This is a genomic window from Micromonospora sp. NPDC051925 (assembly GCF_044548625.1).
Lineage (GTDB): Bacteria > Actinomycetota > Actinomycetes > Mycobacteriales > Micromonosporaceae > Micromonospora.
This window is the reverse complement of the sequence record NZ_JBIUCH010000009.1, coordinates 179,405-195,166: the sequence shown is the minus strand read 5'-3', so window position 1 is coordinate 195,166 and position 15,762 is coordinate 179,405. Positions and strand designations below refer to the sequence as shown.

Below are 15,762 nucleotides of genomic sequence, written 5' to 3'. Positions count from 1 at the left end.
GTCACACCTCCCTGGAGTCGGAGCCGGTGGCGATGTTGGCCGGCTCCCGCTCGGCGACCACGCGCTTGGTGCGCGGGCTCGGTGGTACCTGTAGATCCAGCGGGGGCAGCGGGAAGCTGCCGTACGGCCGGCTGTCGGCCTGTTCCTGCGGGTTCGGCTTCGGGGTCGGCTTGCGGCTCGGCCAGAGCAGCGTCACGAGCAGCAGGACGCCCGCGCCGATGGCGGTGACGAGCAGCCGGTCCCGCGACTGCCAGTCCTCGATGGAGCGCAGCCCGGCCAGGACCAGGATCCAGACCAGGTTGATCGGGAGCAGCACCTTCCAGCCGAAGCGCATGAACTGGTCGTAACGCAGCCGGGGCAGGGTGCCCCGGAGCCAGACGAAGACGAAGACCAGGATCAGCACCTTGCCGAAGAACCAGAGCATCGGCCACCAACCGGAGTTGGCGCCCGCCCACAGCGTGATCGGCCAGGGTGCCCGCCAGCCGCCGAGGAAGAGCGTCGTGGTGACCGCGGACATGGTCACCATGGCGACGTACTCGGAGAGCATGAAGAGCGCGAACTTCAGCGAGCTGTACTCGGTCATGAAGCCGGCGACCAGCTCCGACTCCGCCTCGGGCAGGTCGAACGGTGCCCGGTTGGTCTCACCGACGGTGGCGATGAAGAAGATGATGAAGCTGGGCAGCAGCAGGATCGCGTACCAGCCCGGGGCCGGGATCTCGGTGCCCGCGATGGTGAGCCGGGTGGCGTCCCCCTGGGCGGCGACGATCCCGCTGGTGGACATGGTGCCGGCGGTCATGAACACCGCGACGATGCTCAGCCCCATCGCGACCTCGTACGAGATCATCTGGGCGCTGGAGCGCAACCCACCGAGCAGCGGGTACGTCGAGCCGGAGGCCCAGCCGCCGAGCACGATGCCGTAGACGGCCAGCGACGAGCAGGCGAGCAGCACCAGCACCGCCACCGGCACGTCGGTGACCTGCAACGGCGTCTGGTGGCCGAAGATGCTCACCATCGGGCCGAACGGGATCACCGACAGCGCGGTGACCGCGCAGACCACCGAGATGACCGGCGCGAAGAAGTAGACCACCTTGTCGGCGGCCTTCGGGAGGATGTCCTCCTTGAAGGCCATCTTCAGGCCGTCGGCGAGGGTCTGGAGCAGGCCGAACGGGCCGACCTGGTTGGGGCCGGGCCGGACCTGCATGTAGCCGACGACCCGCCGCTCGAACCAGACGCCGAGCAGGGTGGCGAGCAGACCGAAGACGAACGCAAAGACGATCTTGATGAGGACCAGCCACCACGGGTCCCGGCCGAAGTCGGCAAGCGTCGGGTCCTGCGCCAGGAGGGTGTTCACTGTGCACCTCCGGAGATCCGTACCACCGTGCCGGACGCGGTGCCGAGGCTGCGCCGGACGGTCGAACCGGGCGAGTTGGTCGGCAACCAGACGACGCCGTCCGGCATCTCGGTGATGGCCGCCGGCAGGGTGACCGCACCCCGGTCGGTGCCCACCGTCACCGGGTCACCGTCGGCCACGCCGAGCGCCTCGGCGGTGCCCTTGCCCAGCCGGACCACCGGCGGGCGGGCGGTGCCGGCGAGGTGCTCGTCGCCGTCGGTGAGACTGCCCAGGTCGACCAGCTGGTGCCAGGTGGCCAGCACCGCCTCGCCCGCGCCCGGCTGGGGCACGGTCGCCGGGGCGACCGACGGCGAGACCGGCCGGTCGGCCCGGGTCGGCGGCAGCGCGCCCAACTCCCGGCGGACGCTCGACACGTCGCCGGTGCCGAGCCGGACGTCGAGCTGCGCGGCGATCGCGTCCAGCACCCGGCCGTCGGTCATCGCGGCGGTGTGCAGCACCGCCTCGAAGGTGCGCAGCCGGCCCTCCCAGTCCAGGAAGCTGCCGGCCTTCTCGACCACCGGGGCGACCGGGAGGACGACGTCCGCCCGGCGGGCCACCGCCGAGTTGCGCAGCTCCAGGCTGACCAGGAAGGGCACCGCGTCGAGGGCCTGCTCGGCCAGCCTCGGGTCGGCCAGGTCGGCCGGGTCCACGCCGGCCACCACCAGGGCACCGAGCTGGCCGTTCGCGGCGGCGGCCAGGATCTGGTCGGTGTCCCGACCGGCCTGGCTGGGGATCACCCCGGCCGGGATGTCCCACGCCTCGCCCAGCTCGGCGCGGGCCGACGGCTCGGTCACCGGACGCCCGCCGGGCAGCAGGTTGGGCAGGCAGCCCGCGTCGACCGCACCCCGGTCACCCGCGCGGCGCGGCACCCAGGCCAGCTTCGCGCCGGTACGCCGGGCGATGTCCGCGGCGGCGGAGAGACCACCGGGCACCCCGGCCAGCCGCTCACCGACGAAGAGGATCGCGCCCTCGGCGCTCAGCGCCTCGGCCACCGTGTCGTGCTCGGCGAGCACGCTCGCCTCCTCACCCGGCACCACCCGGGCCAGCTTGGCCCCGAGCTTCTCCAGGCCCCGGGTGGCGAACGGGGCGATCGCGTAGACGGTCAACTTCTTCTTCAGGTACGCCTTGCGCAGCCGCAGGAAGAGGATCGGGCACTCCTCCTCCGGCTCCAGCCCGACCAGCACCACCGTGGACGCCTTCTCCACGTCGGCGTAGGTCACGTCGGTGACCCCGGCGACGGTGCTGGCCAGGAAGTCGGCCTCCTCGCGGGAGACCGGCCGGGCCCGGAAGTCGATGTCGTTGGTGTTCAGGGCGACCCGGGCGAACTTCGCGTACGCGTAGGCGTCCTCGACGGTCAGCCGGCCGCCGGTCAGCACCGCCGTGCCGCGACCCTCGTCGCGGGCGGCCCGCAGGCCGTCGGCGGCCCGGGTCAGCGCCTCGCTCCAGGACGCCTCGCGCAGCTCGCCGGACTTCTCGTCGCGGACCAGCGGGGTGGTGAGCCGGTCGAAGGCGCGGGTGTACTGGAAGCCCCACCGCCCCTTGTCGCAGTTCCACTCCTCGTTGACCTGCGGGTCGTCCCCGGCGAGCCGGCGCAGCACCTTGCCCCGCCGCCAGTCGGTGCGCTGCGCGCAGCCGGCCGAGCAGTGCTCGCAGACGCTCGGGCTGGAGACCAGGTCGAACGGGCGGGCCCGGAACCGGTACTGCGCCCCGGTGAGCGCCCCGACCGGGCAGATCTGCACGGTGTTGCCGGAGAAGTACGAGTTGAACGGGACGTCGCCCTCGTCGCCCTCCGCGCCGTACGCGTCGTCCCGGTAGATGTTGATCTCTTCGGCGGACGAGCGGCCCATCAGGTCGATGAACTTGTCGCCGGCGATCTCCTCGGAGAACCGGGTACAGCGCTGGCAGAGCACGCAGCGCTCCCGGTCGAGCAGCACCTGGGTGCTGATCTCCATCGGCTTGACGTACTCCCGCTTGTGCTCGTGGAAGCGGGAGTCGGTGCGGCCGGTGGACATCGCCTGGTTCTGCAGCGGGCACTCACCACCCTTGTCGCACATCGGGCAGTCGAGCGGGTGGTTGAGCAGCAGCAGCTCCATCACCCCCTCCTGCGCCTTCTTGGCGACCGGGGAGCTGAGCTGGGTGCGGACCACCATGCCCTCGGCGACGGTCTGGGTGCAGGAGGCGACCGGCTTGCGCTGCCCCTCCACCTCGACCAGGCACTGCCGGCAGGCGCCGGCCGGGGCCAGCAGCGGGTGGTCGCAGAACCGGGGGATCTCGGTGCCCAACTGCTCGGCGACCCGGATCAGCAGCGCCCCCTTGGGGGCGGTGACCTCGACACCGTCGATGGTGAGCGTTACGGTCTCGGCGGCCTTCGCCACGTCAGTCATCAGTGGGCTCCAACCAGCTGCTTGTCGGAGAGCTTCGGCGCGGTACGCCCCTCGATGTAGTCGAGGTAGTCCTGCTTGAAGTACTGCAACGACGAGGTCACCGAGCTGGTCGCACCGTCACCCAGACCGCAGAACGAGCGGCCGAGGATGTTGTCGCAGGTGTCGAGCAGGGTGTCCAGGTCCTCGTGGGTGCCCTGGCCGGCGAGGATGCGCCGGTAGACCCGGACCATCCAGTAGTTGCCCTCGCGGCACGGGGTGCACTTGCCGCACGACTCGTGGTGGTAGAACTCCAGCCACCGGTAGGTCGCGTAGACCGGGCAGTCCTGGTCGGAGAAGATCTGGGTGGCCGTGGTGCCCAGGATCGAACCGGCCGCCGCCACCCCCTCGAAGTCCAGCGGCACGTCCAGGTGCTCGGCGGTGAGCAGCGGGGTGGACGAGCCGCCCGGGGTCCAGAACCGCAGCTGGTGACCGGGCTGCATGCCGCCCGCCAGCTCGATCAGCTCGCGCAGGGTGACGCCCAGCCCGCACTCGAACTGGCCCGGGTTGACGATCCGACCGGAGAGCGAGTAGATCATCGGGCCGGACGACTTCTCGGTGCCCATGGTCTTCCACCAGTCCGCGCCGCCCAGCACGATGTACGGCACGCTGGCGATGGTGCCGACGTTGTTCACCACCGTCGGGCTGGCGTACAGGCCGTGGGTGGCCGGGAACGGCGGGCGGAGCCGGGGCTGACCCCGGAACCCCTCCAGCGAGTCCAGCAGCGCCGTCTCCTCGCCGCAGATGTACGCCCCGGCACCCGAGTGCACCACCAGCTCCAGGTCGAACCCGGTGCCGAGGATGTTGCGCCCGAGGTAGCCCTTGGCCTGCGCCTCGGCCACCGCGTTGCGCAGCCGCCGGGCGGCGTGCACGGCCTCGCCGCGGATGTAGATGTAGGCGCGGTTCGCCCGGATCGCGTACGAGGCGATGATCACGCCCTCGACCAGCGCGTGCGGGTCGTGGGTCATCAGCGGCAGGTCCTTGCAGGTGCCCGGCTCGCCCTCGTCGGCGTTGACCACCAGGTAGTGCGGCTTGCCGTCGCCCTGTGGGATGAAGCCCCACTTCAGGCCGGTGGGGAAGCCCGCGCCACCCCGACCGCGCAGCCCGGAGTCCTTGATCAGCTGGATCAGGTCGTCCGGGTGGGCCTTGAGGGCCTTGCGCAGGGCGGCGTAGCCGTCGAGCTTCTCGTAGGTGCCGATCCGCCAGGCGTCCGGGGACAGCCAGCGCTTGGTCAGCACCGGGGTCAGCTTGGCCAGGGTCTCCGGCCGGGGAGTGCTCACTTCTGGGCCCCCGTCTCGCTCGCAACGGCGGAGCCCGCGCCGGCAGCGCCCGTTCCCGCCTCGGCTTCCTTGAGGTTGCGCTGCTGCGCCCCGGCCTCGTCGCCGGCGGGCTTGCCGTCACCGGCGGGAGCGTTCGCGGCCACGCCGGCCGCCTGCGCCGCCTGCGCGTCGCGAGGTACCGGCGGCGGACCGTCGGTCGGGACCTTCGTGCCGGGGGCGTCCGGCACGGCGGTCGTCGCATCCGGCTGCCGGGTCTCGGCGGTACGCACCTGCGGCGACTTGGCGTCCGGCGCCCTGACGTCCGGCGCGGTGCTGCCGCTGGCCTGCTCCGGCTTGGCTGCCGGGACAGCCGGCGCGGCGGCCTTGGCGGCCTCGGCCTTCGCCTTCGCCTCGGCGGCGGCCCGGTCGGCCTCGGCCTTGCTGCGGATCGGGGTCTTCGGGTCGAAGCCCGGTGCCGAGATGCCGTGCTGCTCGGCCAGGCGCAGGCCACGCAGGGTGGCCTCACCCGGTCCGCCGTCGGCGACCGCGCCGTCGCGGTCGTCGGCGAACCCGGCGAGCTGCACCGCCATCTCCTTCAGCGTGCAGAGCCGGGCACCCCGGGTCGGCATCGGCCGGCCCCCGGCGCGCAGCTCGTCCACCACGCCGACCGCGCCCTGCGGGTCGACGCCGTCGAAGAAGTCGTAGTTGACGGTCATCACCGGGCCGTAGTCGCAGGCCGCCAGGCACTCGGCGTGCTCCAGGGTGATCTTCCCGTCGGCGGTGGTCTCGTCGTGCCCGACACCCAGGTGCTCGACCAGGGTGTCGTAGACCTCCTGGCCGCCGAGCACGTTGCACATCGTGTTGGTGCAGACGCTGACCAGGTAGTCACCGGTGGGCCGGCGCTTGTACATGGTGTAGAAGGTGGCCACCGCGCCGACCTGGGCCTTGTTCAGCCCCAGCACCTCGGCGCAGAACGCCACCCCGGCCGGGGAGACGTAGCCCTCCTCGGCCTGCACCAGGTGCAGCAGCGGGAGCAGCGCCGAGCGGGACCGGTCGGCCGGGTACCGGGCGATGATCTCCCGCGCCCGGATCCGGGTCTCTTCAGTGAAAACGGTCATCAGAGTCGCCTTCCGTTCGCGACTGGGCGTCCCTCGGCCCTCGACTGCGGGGCTCGCTCCGCTCTCTCCTCGCGCGGGCGACTGGGGCTCGCAAGCTCACTCCTCGCGCTCACCGGTCACATCCACCCATCACGGGGTCCAGCGAGGCGCCGCCGGCGATCACGTCGGCGATCAGGCCGCCCTCGGCCATCGCCGGAAGGGCCTGGAGGTTGACGAAGCTCGGCTCCCGGTAGTGCACCCGGTAGGGCCGGGTGCCACCGTCGGAGACCGCATGCACGCCCAGCTCGCCCCGGGGCGACTCGATGCCGACGTACACCTGGCCCGGCGGCACCCGGAAGCCCTCGGTGACGAGCTTGAAGTGGTGGATCAGCGACTCCATCGACTGACCCATGATCTTGGCGACGTGCTCCAACGAGTTGCCCATGCCGTCCACGCCGATGGCCAACTGCGCCGGCCAGGCGATCTTGCGGTCGGCCACCATCACCGGGCCCGGCTTCAACCGGTCCAGCGCCTGCTCGACCAGTTTGAGCGACTCCCGGATCTCGGCGAGCCGGACCAGGTAGCGGCCCCAGACGTCGCCGTCCGGGTGGGTCGGCACGTCGAACTCGTACGTCTCGTAGCCGCAGTACGGCATGGTCTTGCGCAGGTCCCAGGCGAGACCGGCGGAGCGCAGCACCGGGCCGGTGACGCCGAGGGCGAGGCAGGCGGTCACGTCGAGCACCGCGACGCCCTGGGTACGCTCGGTCCAGATCGGCTGGCCGGAGAGCAGGTCCTCGTACTCCTTGAGCTTCTTCGGCATCATCTTGAGGAAGTCGCGGATCTTGGCGATCGCCGCGTCCGGCACGTCCTGCGCGACCCCGCCCGGTCGGACGTACGCGTGGTTCATCCGCAGGCCGGTGATGGTCTCGAAGATGTCGAGGATGTACTCCCGCTCACGGAAGCCGTACAGCATGATCGAGATCGCGCCCAGCTCCATGCCGGTGGTGGCCAGCCAGACCAGGTGCGAGGAGATCCGGTTCAGCTCCATCATCAGGACCCGGATGGTGTTGGCCCGCTCGGTGATGTCGTCGGTGATGCCGAGCAGCTTCTCCACCGCGAGGCTGTACGCCGTCTCGTTGAAGATCGGGGCGAGGTAGTCCATCCGGGTCACGAAGGTCGAGCCCTGCACCCAGTTGCGGTATTCGAGGTTCTTCTCGATGCCGGTGTGCAGGTAGCCGACGACCGAGCGGGCCTCGCGGACCGTCTCGCCCTCCAGCTCCAGGATCAGCCGCAGCACCCCGTGCGTCGACGGGTGCTGCGGACCCATGTTCACGACGATCCGCTCGTCGTTGATCGGGTCGGTGCCGGAGACGACCTGGTCCCAGTCCCCACCGGTGACGGTGAAGACCCGACCCTCGGTGGTCTCCCGCTCGGTCGCGTAGTTGGACGTGGTCACTGGTACGACCTCCTACGGTCCGGCGGCGGGATCTCCGCGCCCTTGTACTCGACGGGGACGCCGCCGAGCGGGTAGTCCTTGCGCTGCGGGTGGCCCTCCCAGTCGTCCGGCATCAGGATCCGGGTCAGGTTGGGGTGGCCGTCGAAGACGACGCCGAACATGTCGTACGCCTCGCGCTCCTGCCAGTCGGCCGTCGGGTAGACGGCGGTGACGCTCGGCAGGTGCGGGTCCTCGACGGAGACGGCCGCCTCCAGCCGCACCCGACGCCGGTAGGTCATCGAGGTGAGCAGGTAGACGACGTGCAGCCGGCGCTCGTCGGCGCCCAGGTAGTCCACACCGGACACCGAGGAGCACAGCTCGAAGCGCAGCGCCAGGTCGTCCCGCATCACCTGGCAGACCTCGGCGATCCGCTCCGGGCGGACGTGCAGGGTCAGCTCGCCCCGGTCGACGACGACCTTCTCGATCGCGTCGCCGAAGTGCGGGTACGCCTCCTCCAGCGCGTCGCGCACCTCGTCGAAGTAGCCCCCGTACGGCCGGGGGGCCTCCTCGATCGGGGTGCGCCGACGGACCAGGCCACCGTAGCCGGAGACGTCGCCGGTGCCCTGCATGCCGAACATGCCCCGCCCGGCCGGGCTGGACGGCGGGAGTTCGGCGGGGGCACCGCTGGTCGCGCCGGCCGGGGTGACCGGTACCGGCACCCCGCCGCCGTTGGTGCGATCGCTGGTCACTTCGGGCCCCTCTGCGACTGGAGGTGGTTCTGGGCGTTCATCCAGTTCTCGATCCGCAGCTGCTCCTCGCGCCCCTCGCGGACCGCCTTCGTCCACTCGGCGCGGCGGGCCTTGTCGTTGCGGTACGACGACGGCATCGACCCGTACGGCACCACGGGCACGTCACCGCGCTCCAGGCGGGCCTGGTGCATCTTGCGGCCGTTCGGGCCCAGCGGCTCGTACATGATCTTCTCGCGGAGCTTGAGGATCGCGTCGATGAGCATCTCGGGGCGGGGCGGGCAGCCCGGCAGGTACATGTCGACCGGGACGATGTGGTCGACGCCCTGCACGATGGCGTAGTTGTTGAACATGCCGCCGCTGCTGGCGCAGACGCCCATGGAGAGCACCCAGCGGGGCTCGGCCATCTGGTCGTAGATCTGGCGCAGCACCGGGGCCATCTTCTGGCTCACCCGGCCGGCCACGATCATCAGGTCGGCCTGGCGTGGGGAGGCCCGGAAGACCTCCATGCCCCAGCGGCCCATGTCGTAGTGCGGGCCGCCGGCCGCCATCATCTCGATGGCGCAGCAGGCCAGGCCGAAGGTGGCGCCCCAGACGGACGACTTCCGCGACCAGTTGACCAGCTTCTCCACGGAGGTGAGCAGGACGCCGGCGGGGAGTTTCTCCTCGATGCCCATCTGACGTTCCTCCCTCAGTCCCAGTCCAGGCCGCCGCGCCGCCACACATAGGCGTACGCGACGAAGACCGCGACGATGAACAGGACCATCTCCACGAAGCCGAAGATCGGCAGGGCGTCGAAGGAGACCGCCCAGGGGTAGAGGAAGATGATCTCGATGTCGAAGACGATGAAGAGCATCGCCGTCAGGTAGAACTTGATCGGGAACCGTCCGCCGCCCACCGGCTGCGGGCTGGGCTCGATCCCACACTCGTATGCCTCGAGCTTGGCCTTGTTGTAGCGCCGGGGACCGGCGAAGCGGGCGGCGGCCACGGAGAACAACGAGAACGCCGCGGCGAGGGCGAACAGCCCGATGATCGGTGCGTAAGGCGAGAGCGACATCTTTTCTCCTGCTCGTCCTTCCCCTGCCCCAGGTGCTTGACGAAATTCACACTATTCACATCCCTCGTGACTGCCGTCAGCGGGGGTCGATCTCTGCCCGTGCCGGGACCGTCGTTGGCCCTGGCCCGGTCGCGTCACACGGCCGGGGCCGCCTTCGTCATCGCGTTGATGACCCGGTCCATCGCGTCCCCGCCGCGCGGGTCGGTCAGGTTGGCCAACAGCTTGAGCACGAAGCGCATCAGCATCGGGTGCGGCATGCCGTGCCTGGTCGCCATCCGCATCACCTCGGGACGGCCGATCAGCTTGACGAAGATCCCGCCGAGCCGGTAGTAGCCGCCGAACCGGGCCTTCAGCTCCTGCGGGTACGCCATCAGCGCCCGCTCCCGCTCCGGGCCCGCCGGCCGGGCCAGCGCCTGCACGGCGACCTCCGCGGCCAGCTCACCGGACTCCATCGCGTACGCGATGCCCTCGCCGTTGAACGGGTTGACCATGCCGCCGGAGTCGCCGACCAGCAGCACTCCCCGGGTGTAGTGCGGCACCCGGTTGAAGCCCATCGGCAGCGCCGCGCCGAGGATCGGCCCGTCGGCGTTCGTCTCGTCGGTCATCCCCCAGTCCGGCGGGGTGTTGGCCAGCCAGTCGGTGAGCAGCCGCCGGTAGTTCGTCTTGCCGAACGCGGAGGAGGAGTTGAGCACGCCGAGGCCGACGTTGACCCGGCCGTCGCCGAGGCCGAAGATCCAGCCGTAGCCGGGCAGCAGCGCGTCGCTGTCCTTGCTGCGCAGCTCCAGCCAGGACTCCAGGTAGTCGTCGTCGTGCTTGGCCGGCGAACGGTAGTAACGGCGGACCGCCACCCCGATCGGCCGGTCCTCCCGCTTGGTCAGGCCGAGGGCGAGCGGGAACCGGCCGGACACGCCGTCCGCGGCGACCACCAGCGGGGCGCGGAAGCTGGCCGGCTCCTTGTCCGGGCCGACCTCGGCGGTCACCCCGACCACCCGGTCGTCGCCGTCGAGCACCGGGCCCAGCACGTTGACGTTGGTACGCAGCTCCGCGCCGGCGGAGACCGCCCGCCGGGCGAGCAGGTCGTCGAAGTCCAGCCGGGTGCGGACCAGCCCGTAGTTGGGGAAGGTGGCCAGGTCGGGCCAGTCCAGTTCGAGGCGTACCCCGCCGCCGATCACCCGCAGGCCCTTGTTGTGCAGCCAGCCGGCCTCGGGCGAGGTGTCCACGCCCATCCGGATGAGCTGCCGGGTCGCCCGGGGGGTGAGCCCGTCCCCGCACACCTTCTCGCGGGGGAACTCGGTCTTCTCCAGCAGCAGCACACGTACGCCGTGCCGCGCCAGGTGGTACGCCGTCGCCGATCCACCGGGACCAGCGCCCACCACGATCACGTCGGCGTCGTTCTCCACCGAAGTCATCTGCGCCTCCTCCCGCACGCTCGTGAAATGCTTCACAAGCCGATCGGGTTGGAGTCTATGACCGTGGTTACCCCGCTGCCGGGTGAGGGGTACCTAACTTCGTGGAAACATGCGGGTCGGGGGTCGGTTCGGCCTCAGTTCCGGGCGGCGTCCAGCCCGGTGTCGGCCCGGATCGCCGCCGGCAGTTGGTCACGCAGCGCTCCGCCGGCTGCCCGGTCGAGTGCGCCCAGCACCTCGGCCACCACCTGGCGGACATCGCCGGGGTCCGCGCCGGCCAGCTCCCTGAGCTGGGCGATGAGGTCGGCCGCCTGGTCGTCGGTGGGGGCCGGTGGGTCGCTCGGCGCTACTCCCGTCATACCGGGGAGCCTACGGGGCAAAGTGGACCGAAAGTGGATATTACCGAAAACTGCCATTCACTCACGGTCACCCGCGAACGGCCCGGTGCAGGGCCACCACCCCACCGGTCAGGTTGCGCCACGCCACCCGGCCCCAACCGGCCGCGCCGATCCGCGCCGCCAGCGCCGCCTGGTCCGGCCAGGCCCGGATCGACTCGGCCAGATAGACGTACGCGTCGGGGTTGCTGGAGACCGTCCGGGCCACCGCCGGCAACGAGCGCATCAGGTACGACAGGTAGACCGTGCGGAAGGTCGGGTGCACCGGGGTGCTGAACTCGCAGACCACCAGCCTGCCGCCCGGCCGGGTCACCCGGGCCAGTTCCCGCAGCGCCGCGTCGGTGTCGTTGACGTTCCGCAGCGCGAACGAGATCGTCACCGCGTCGAAGGAGGCGTCGGCGAAGGGGAGCCGCAGCGCGTCCCCCGCCAACAGCGGCACCTCCGGCCGGACCCGCCGGCCGGCCTGCAACATGCCCTGCGACAGATCCGCGCCCACCGCGTACGCCCCGGAGCGGGCCAGTTCCTGCGTCGACACACCGGTGCCGGCCCCCACGTCCAGCACCCGCTCGCCGGGGAGCAGCCCGAGCGCCGCCCGGGTGGCCCGCCGCCACGACCGGTCCTGCCCGAAGGAGAGGACCGTGTTCGTCAGGTCGTAACGGGCGGCCACCCCGTCGAACATCGCAGCGACCTCGTGCGGAGACTTGTCCAGGCCGGCGCGCTGGCCCTGCGGGATGCGACTCACCCCTCCACTCTGCCAGCCTGGCCCCACCCGCCCGGCGCTGGGTGTCGCTACATGCGGCGGGCGGGGTGGTCGCCCACCCCGCCCGCCGTACGTCCTACCGTTCGGTCGTGCGACCGCCCGCCGTCGTTCAGCTCTGCGGCTTCTCGTCGCCCGGGGTCACCAGCACGAGCCGACGCCGACGGGCGAGCATCAGCAGCGCCCCGCCCGCGAGCAGCACGGCGGCACCGATGCCACCGATCAGGGTGACCTGCGCGCCGGTCACCGGCAGACCGCCGTCGTCGTCGCCACCGCCGGTGCCGCCACCGGTCGTCGGGCTGGCGCTGACCGTGGGGCTGGCGCTGGTGGACGGGCTGGGCTCCCCGGTCGGGCTCGGGCTCGGGCTCGGCGTCGGGCTCGGACCGGTGGTCAGGTCGACGAACACGTCGAACAGCGAGGTGTTGTCGCCGTCGTCGGTCTCGGTGAAGGTCTTCCGCTGCGCCTTGCTGGCGACCTGCGGCTCCTCCTCCGGCTCGCCGACGGCCCCGTTCAGCCCGGCGGCGAAGACGACGCCCGGGGTGAGCACCTTCTCGGTGACGCCCGCGCCGACCTTCACCCGTACGTCGGCGGTGTAGAACTCGCCCGGCCGCAGCACCGCGCCGTCGTCCTCGCAGTACGCCACGACGCCACCCAGGTCCTGCGTGACGCAGCTTTCCGGCAGGTCGACGAAGCTGGCACCGTCCGGCAGGGCGATCCCGTAGAAGATGCCGGTGGCCCGGCGGCTGCCGCCGTTGTAGACCGCCCAGTCCAGCGGGGCGGTCCCGCCCGGCTTGACGCCGGTCAGTCCGCTCTCGCCGGCCTCGTCCCCGTCGACCACCACGTCGGCGTAGACGTCCTGCACCCAGGTGGTCAGGTCGTAGCCGGGCTTGACGACCATGATGTCGTGGTCGACCGAGTCCGAGGTGGCGTTGGACGCGCTCACCGTCACCTTCAGCACGCCCCCCTTGCCGCGCGTGTCGGTGCCGAACAGCGGGATGCCGAACTCCTCGGTGGTGCCGCCGGCGATGTCGTCGGTGGTGCCACCCAGGTCGGACAGCGAGCAGGTGAAGGCGGTGCCGGTGACGGCACAGCCGTCCGGCACGAGCACCCCGACCTTGTTCTCCCTGAGGCCCGCGGTCTCGACGGTGACCTTCACGTCCTTGGCGTCGACCGAACCACGGAGGTTCTGGACGGAGAACTTGAACGGCTTGGCCTTGGCCTCCTTGACCCCGAGCGCCAGCTGGGAGCTCAGCGGGACGAGGTCGAGTTTCGCCTGGTCGGCGGCGTTCGCCGGGGCGGCCACGGTGGCCAGGCCACCGACGGCGAGCAGGGCCACGGCACCGACGCGGGCCAGGGCCGAACGGTGGAGCAGTGTCATCGATCCCCCGGGGGGTTAGGGACTTCTGGGAAGGGTGGGGCTGATGTTGCGGCCGAGCGGACGTTATCCGAGTTCGCCGCCGGTACGCCAGCCGTGACGTGCGATTTCGCCCCACACGGGTCCGAACGGATGAGGAGCGGGGGCGGGATGGATGACCATCCCGCCCCCGTTTTATATAGACGGCCCTCCCGGGCCGATGGAGGACGCACCTCAGCTCGCGGGCTACCCGTCGCCGACCATGAAAGGTCTCCCCCAAAGGGTGATGACGGGTACGCCGGGCGGACGTTAGCGGGCGCCGCCGCGCCTCGCCACCCCCCGCGCCGAAGCACCGCGACCTGGGCATCCATCCGACGGGTACGCCCTGCCCGGATTGCCGCGTCTTGTGATGGCTGATCCCCTGCCGGCTCCGCCGAACGGCGACCACGAATATCCCCCGGGCCGACACCCGAACCCGTTCAGCCAGTCACCCTTGCCACCCGAAGCATCACCCAGCGTGACGGCGGAGCAGGCCGAGCCACCGCCAGCGTCGTGCCGCAGGCCCCCACGGGGATGGGCTGTCCAGCGGGCCGCGACGACCGGCGAGACCGGAAGGGCCGCCGCCGGTCATGGCCGGTGGTTCAGCGGGCCTCGACCAGCGGCAGCGTACGGCCGGCCCCGCCGCCGGGCATGGCGATCGAGGAGAAGTGCGAGACCACCCGGTCGTCGGTGGGGTCGTCGGCCGGGGTGTGGTGCACGGCCAGCCGGCGGTAGAGGGTGTCCCGCTGGGCCGGAATCCGGTCGGCCGAACGGATCATGCCGATCAGCTCGTGCAGGTTGGAGCGGTGCCGGGCACCGGCCGAGGAGATGACGTTCTCCTCCAGCATGATCGAACCAAGGTCGTCCACCCCCATGTGCAGGGCGAGCTGGCCGACGTCCTTACCGGTGGTCAGCCAGGACGCCTGGAGGTGCGGCACGGTCTCGAAGAAGAGCCGGGCCACCGCCACCAGCCGCAGGTACTCCAGGGTGGTGGCCTGGGTGCGGCCCTTCAGGTGGTTGTTCTCCGGCTGGTACGTCCACGGGATGAACGCCCGGAAACCCCCGGTACGGTCCTGCACGTCGCGGATCATCCGCAGGTGCTCGATCCGCTCGGCGTTGGTCTCGCCGGTGCCCATCATCATCGTCGCCGTGGACTCCAGGCCCTGCCGGTGGGCCAGCTCCATGACCTCCAGCCAACGCGCGCCGGACTCCTTCAGCGGGGCGATCGCCTTGCGCGGCCGGTCCGGCAGCATCTCGGCACCGGCCCCGGCGATCGAGTCCAGCCCGGCGGTCTTGATCCGGGCGATGGCCTCGTCCAGGCTCACCTGCGAGACCTTCGCCATGTGCAGGATCTCGCTCGGCCCGATGGAGTGGATGGCCAGCTGCGGGTACGCCGTCTTGACCGAGGAGAACAGCTCCTCGTAGTACTCCACCCCGTAGTCCGGGTGGTGGCCGCCCTGGAGCATGACCTGGGTGGCGCCCAGCTCGACCGCCTCGCCGCAGCGGCGCAGGATCTCCTCGGTCGGGTGGGTCCACCCCTCGGAGTGCTTGGGGGCCCGGTAGAACGCGCAGAACTTGCACGCCGTCACGCAGACGTTCGTGTAGTTGATGTTGCGGTCGATCAGGTAGGTGACGATGTTGTCCGGGTACCGCCGCCGGCGCACCGCGTCCGCCGCCTCGCCCAACGCGTGGAAGGGCGCCTCGGTGTAGAGCAGCAGCGCCTCCTCGGGCGTGATCCGCCCGCCGTCCGCGCCCCGCTGCAGGATGTCGTCGATCTCCCGGCTCCTCGTCACGCCACCGAGCGTACGCCGGACGCGGTTTGCTGCCCGTGGGGGTGCGCAGGGGTGCACTCCGTTCGACCAAGGCGCTCTCATATTGTCAAGATCATGACAACTTATGCGTTCCTCCTTGACAACATATGATGCCGATGCACAACATGATGGCCGGACTGTGCGGAGACGATTGTTGAGGGAGATGGAGCAGACACCCGGCACTGCCGCCCGATGCCGAGCGGACGGAGGACTAACGGAAGCCAGCCTCGGAGAGTTACGAGAGGAGCTCGGCTACCGCAAGTTGGGGCGTTGGGTGCTGGCGGAGATCGCAGAAGCGCTCCAGGCGACCGGGCTCGGCTACTTCCCGCCAGAACGCTTGGACCCGGATCAGAACACCGAACCGCGACAGAGCCAGACGGTCTGGATCTACTGCCGCGACGGCGGGCCGCGGGCTCGCGTCATCGATGCCGTTCTCCGACCACAGGAGTGCGACGTACGTGCTGTTCTTGACGGGCTCGGAGGTGGCAACCTGGCCGCCCTGGGCCTCCAGGACCGCCTTGAACTCATCCGACAAATCGTCAATACAGGAAACGACGGGTGACAGCCACGGCAGAGGAGAACCCGGGTTGAGGGGT

13 protein-coding genes and 1 pseudogene are annotated in these 15,762 nt (G+C 70.8%); 1 reads left to right on the top strand and 13 read right to left on the bottom strand.

From position 1 onward, the window contains the following. Nucleotide 1: 1 nt before the first annotated feature. The 13 genes and pseudogenes from nuoH to mqnC all read right to left on the bottom strand — a co-directional run bounded on the left by nuoH (nucleotide 2) and on the right by mqnC (nucleotide 15,148). Entirely contained in the window at nucleotides 2-1,351 is a 1,350-nt protein-coding gene (nuoH, locus tag ACIG87_RS14695) for an NADH-quinone oxidoreductase subunit NuoH (protein WP_396851015.1), read from the bottom strand. Continuing rightward, nucleotides 1,348-3,774 carry an NADH-quinone oxidoreductase subunit G gene (locus tag ACIG87_RS14690; protein ID WP_396851014.1) on the bottom strand — a complete coding sequence of 809 codons (2,427 nt, stop codon included), beginning with the start codon at nucleotides 3,772-3,774 and terminating at the stop codon, nucleotides 1,348-1,350. Before ACIG87_RS14690 ends, nuoH begins: the two co-directional genes overlap by 4 nt. After that, entirely contained in the window at nucleotides 3,774-5,090 is a 1,317-nt protein-coding gene (gene nuoF, locus ACIG87_RS14685) for an NADH-quinone oxidoreductase subunit NuoF (protein ID WP_396851013.1), read from the bottom strand. The genes ACIG87_RS14690 and nuoF overlap by 1 nt, the downstream gene beginning before the upstream one ends. Further along, nucleotides 5,087-6,199 (bottom strand): annotated as a pseudogene (nuoE, locus tag ACIG87_RS14680) (NADH-quinone oxidoreductase subunit NuoE); the annotation flags it as partial. The pseudogene nuoE and the gene nuoF, both read right to left, overlap by 4 nt. A 97-nt stretch (nucleotides 6,200-6,296) precedes the next feature. After that, entirely contained in the window at nucleotides 6,297-7,622 is a 1,326-nt protein-coding gene (locus ACIG87_RS14675; RefSeq protein ID WP_396851012.1) for an NADH-quinone oxidoreductase subunit D, read from the bottom strand. After that, nucleotides 7,619-8,350 (bottom strand): NADH-quinone oxidoreductase subunit C, encoded by a 732-nt coding sequence (locus ACIG87_RS14670; protein ID WP_396851011.1) that lies wholly within the window; start codon nucleotides 8,348-8,350, stop codon nucleotides 7,619-7,621. Before ACIG87_RS14670 ends, ACIG87_RS14675 begins: the two co-directional genes overlap by 4 nt. Beyond that, a complete protein-coding gene (locus tag ACIG87_RS14665) occupies nucleotides 8,347-9,024 on the bottom strand; it encodes a NuoB/complex I 20 kDa subunit family protein (protein ID WP_396851010.1) in 678 nt (225 codons plus the stop codon). Before ACIG87_RS14665 ends, ACIG87_RS14670 begins: the two co-directional genes overlap by 4 nt. Nucleotides 9,025-9,038: 14 nt before the next feature. Further along, complete coding sequence (locus ACIG87_RS14660; protein ID WP_067300536.1) at nucleotides 9,039-9,404, bottom strand: NADH-quinone oxidoreductase subunit A; 366 nt, start codon at nucleotides 9,402-9,404, stop codon at nucleotides 9,039-9,041. A 134-nt stretch (nucleotides 9,405-9,538) separates the two neighbouring features. Continuing rightward, nucleotides 9,539-10,813: a geranylgeranyl reductase family protein gene (locus ACIG87_RS14655; protein WP_396851009.1), complete on the bottom strand. Its 1,275-nt coding sequence runs from the start codon at nucleotides 10,811-10,813 to the stop codon at nucleotides 9,539-9,541. A gap of 134 nt (nucleotides 10,814-10,947) precedes the next feature. Continuing rightward, nucleotides 10,948-11,169, bottom strand: a complete 222-nt coding sequence (locus tag ACIG87_RS14650) for a hypothetical protein (protein WP_396851008.1) — start codon at nucleotides 11,167-11,169, stop codon at nucleotides 10,948-10,950. 67 nt (nucleotides 11,170-11,236) lie between these two features. Beyond that, nucleotides 11,237-11,947: a demethylmenaquinone methyltransferase gene (locus ACIG87_RS14645; RefSeq protein ID WP_396851007.1), complete on the bottom strand. Its 711-nt coding sequence runs from the start codon at nucleotides 11,945-11,947 to the stop codon at nucleotides 11,237-11,239. Nucleotides 11,948-12,074: 127 nt separating this feature from the next. After that, nucleotides 12,075-13,340, bottom strand: a complete 1,266-nt coding sequence (locus ACIG87_RS14640) for an LPXTG cell wall anchor domain-containing protein (protein WP_396851006.1) — start codon at nucleotides 13,338-13,340, stop codon at nucleotides 12,075-12,077. A gap of 617 nt (nucleotides 13,341-13,957) precedes the next feature. Continuing rightward, nucleotides 13,958-15,148 (bottom strand): cyclic dehypoxanthinyl futalosine synthase, encoded by a 1,191-nt coding sequence (gene mqnC, locus ACIG87_RS14635; RefSeq protein ID WP_396851005.1) that lies wholly within the window; start codon nucleotides 15,146-15,148, stop codon nucleotides 13,958-13,960. Nucleotides 15,149-15,329: 181 nt separating this feature from the next. Here mqnC and ACIG87_RS14630 point away from each other — a divergent pair, with 181 nt between their 5' ends. Beyond that, nucleotides 15,330-15,728 carry a hypothetical protein gene (locus ACIG87_RS14630; protein ID WP_396851004.1) on the top strand — a complete coding sequence of 133 codons (399 nt, stop codon included), beginning with the start codon at nucleotides 15,330-15,332 and terminating at the stop codon, nucleotides 15,726-15,728. Nucleotides 15,729-15,762 lie beyond the last annotated feature (34 nt).